The 2,619-nt window shown below is 63.2% G+C and carries 3 protein-coding genes; 1 reads left to right on the top strand and 2 read right to left on the bottom strand.

The genetic code is table 11. The features are described from left to right. A partial coding sequence (locus AC2VOP_RS21550; protein ID WP_486962855.1) for an ATP-binding protein occupies window positions 1-797 on the top strand: 797 nt, incomplete at its 5' end. 586 nt (window positions 798-1,383) lie between these two features. Here the strand turns inward: AC2VOP_RS21550 and AC2VOP_RS21545 are convergent. Together AC2VOP_RS21545 and AC2VOP_RS21540 are read right to left on the bottom strand one after the other, a co-directional pair. After that, window positions 1,384-1,908, bottom strand: a complete 525-nt coding sequence (locus tag AC2VOP_RS21545) for a GNAT family N-acetyltransferase (RefSeq protein WP_407689297.1) — start codon at window positions 1,906-1,908, stop codon at window positions 1,384-1,386. Window positions 1,909-1,911: 3 nt separating this feature from the next. Continuing rightward, window positions 1,912-2,181, bottom strand: coding sequence for a type II toxin -antitoxin system TacA 1-like antitoxin (locus AC2VOP_RS21540; RefSeq protein WP_407689298.1), 270 nt, complete (start codon window positions 2,179-2,181; stop codon window positions 1,912-1,914). Window positions 2,182-2,619 lie beyond the last annotated feature (438 nt).

The raw sequence follows: 2,619 nt of genomic DNA, 5'->3' as shown, positions 1-2,619 counted from the left end.
GACGCCGGGTTCGTGCGCGGCGCCGACTACTACGGCCAGGACGGGGGCCCGGCATGATCGATACCGAAACCCTGGCCAGGCTCAAGGCGATGCGCCTGTCCGGCATGGCCGAGTACTTCGAGAACCTCGCCGCCACCACCGGTGCGCAACGGCCCACCGGCCCGGAGATGGTCAAGATGGCCGTCGACTGGGAATATGAACGCCGCCGCAACAGCAAGCTGCACCGGCTGCGCCGACACGCGGCACTGGCCCAGCCCGCCGCCGACATCGCCGACATCAAAGCCATGCCCGGCCGCAGCGTGGACACCGAGTTGATCACCCGGCTCGCCGTCGGCAACTACCTGCAAACCCACCAGGACGTCATCCTGCAAGGCCCGACCGGCGCCGGGAAGACCTATGTGGCCTGCGCATTGGGCAACAAGGCCTGCCAGCAGTACCGCAGTGTGCTCTACCTGCCGGCCGGTGAACTGTTCGACCGGCTCACCATCGCCGAACGCACCGGGGAGCGAAAACGCTGCCTGGACGCCCTGGTCAAAGTGGAGCTATTGATCATCGACGACTGGTTCCTCACCACGCCGAGCCGCCAGCAGATCCAGCAGCTACACACCTTGATCGATCGGCGCCACAAGGCGGCATCGACGATCTACTGCACCCAGCTGCCGCCCGAACAGTGGCACGACCGCATGGAGGAAAAGATTCTCGCCGACGCGATCATCGACCGCATCACCACCAACGCTCACGCCACCGTGCTGACCTGCGACGAATCAATGCGCAAGCACTTCAGCCAACTCGGCTGACCAGCGTCCGGCGGGACGAGGCACCACACGTCCCGCCGGCACCGGTCCCACGCCAACACCGATCCTGCGCGCACACCCGCACCTCGACTGGCGCAGCGGTGCCACGGCTCACCCGATAACGCCGCAGTGGCTCACCAGCCAACGGAACAGTGGCTCACCCCACAGCGGAACACCGGCTCTCACCGAGCGTGATATCCATCAACATTGACACACGGTGCGCGCCCCTCGACACGGTCGACTCCAACACCGAAGATCACGGCAAATTAGAAACCGCTGCCGAGCCTCTGACACGGCTCGACCGCAAAGGGGGTAGATCACCGACTTGCGAGTAACCTCATGTCGTTCGGTCATTTCGGCGTTGGTCGCTGGCGAAACTTGCTGGTAGGAGCAATGATCGAGTCAGGGGTGTTATTTGAGACATCTGAGGTGATCCGCATAAGTCGGCCCAATGCACGGGCGGGCGGCAACGCCGATCGACGCCTCGGAAGCCCGACGCAGCTACAGCTGGCATTGTGCGTACCGCCAACGTGTCGACATCGTTGTGCAAGGGCCTGGCGGGCTTCACGCCACTTGCGAAACCCGCCGTTCAGTCTGCTGTCGAGTCGTGCCAGCGCTCGCCGAGCGCCTTGGCCGCTGTGGACACCTTCATCACGAGGCGGCGCTCGCGGTGCCGGACGGGAACGAAGTGGTAGTGCTCGTAAAACGACTGAGCTTGGTCATCTATCGCATCAACGACGACAAGCCGCCCTCCGCCGATCTCCGACGCGGCAACGGCTTTCCCCAGTGCGTCTAGGAGTAGCTGCTCGCCGTACCCTTGGCCATGCAGCGCTGCATCGATGGCCAGACGGGCAATCAAATATCCGGGTATGCGGGTATAGCCCCCAGCCATCGACCCCGACACGCCGTCGTCTTTCCGCACGATTTCGGTGGGGCAGATGGCGAAATAGGCGCAGACCTTCGGCTCTCCGTGCGGGGTCCATACGTAAACGTGCGCTACTCTGCTGCTGTCCGCGCGGCGAGCCTGTTCGATCAGCCAGCTATTCAGTGACTCATTGCCGCAGTCGAACCCTTCCAGCGTGTGCGCGTCGTCGAGCCGCGCGGACTCGAACATTGCTCAACGCCGTTTGAACGCCGCAGGCTTGCGTGCGGCTGCCGCAAGTCGTGGTGCAGCGTCGGCAGCATCGAGCGAGGACATCAGCTTGTCGAACTGTTCGGGCTCCATCACCGTTAACAGCTCTTGGCGCAGGATGTCCTCGGCACGTTGGATCGCGGCTTTCCGGACGAACTCCGAGGTCTGCTCATGCACGACGTTGGCGGCTAGCTGGATGCGGTCCAGGGTTGCCTCCTCCGCGCGAAGTTCGAAGCGCTTCGCTTTGACTGCCACGACAACATCTCCTTAACTGATCAGCTGTAGTGTACGGTACCTGTACGTACGTCTCTAGGGCAAACGATACCGGCCGCGAGTCAGCGCCAGGAGCGGGTTGTCGTCGGACTCGCGCAGTCCCCAGGCCGCGATCCTCGTCGAGATTGATAACGCGCGACACGTCAACCGCGACGCTGAACGACCTGCGCGCGGTTCGGTGTTCGATGGCCATCCGTGCAGACCACCTGTGACCTGTAGAAACGCACCGCCGGGTGCCGGGAGGCAAGTCGGTTCCGGTCGTTCCTGCCACCGCCCAAGTGGGGGTAGATTCCCGACTTGCGACCAAGGTTAGATGTCTCTGGCGCTTTGACCGTGAGTCCTTGACAAAATGGCTGGTGAAAGCTTCGACGGGCGCATGGGGTGTTGTTTGAGACATGCGAGGTGGGCCAGACATGTCTG

The sequence above is a fragment of the Mycobacterium sp. TH-M106 genome, from assembly GCF_057473765.1.
Note: the sequence above shows the minus strand (reverse complement) of the source record. Positions and strands in the feature narration are given on the sequence as shown.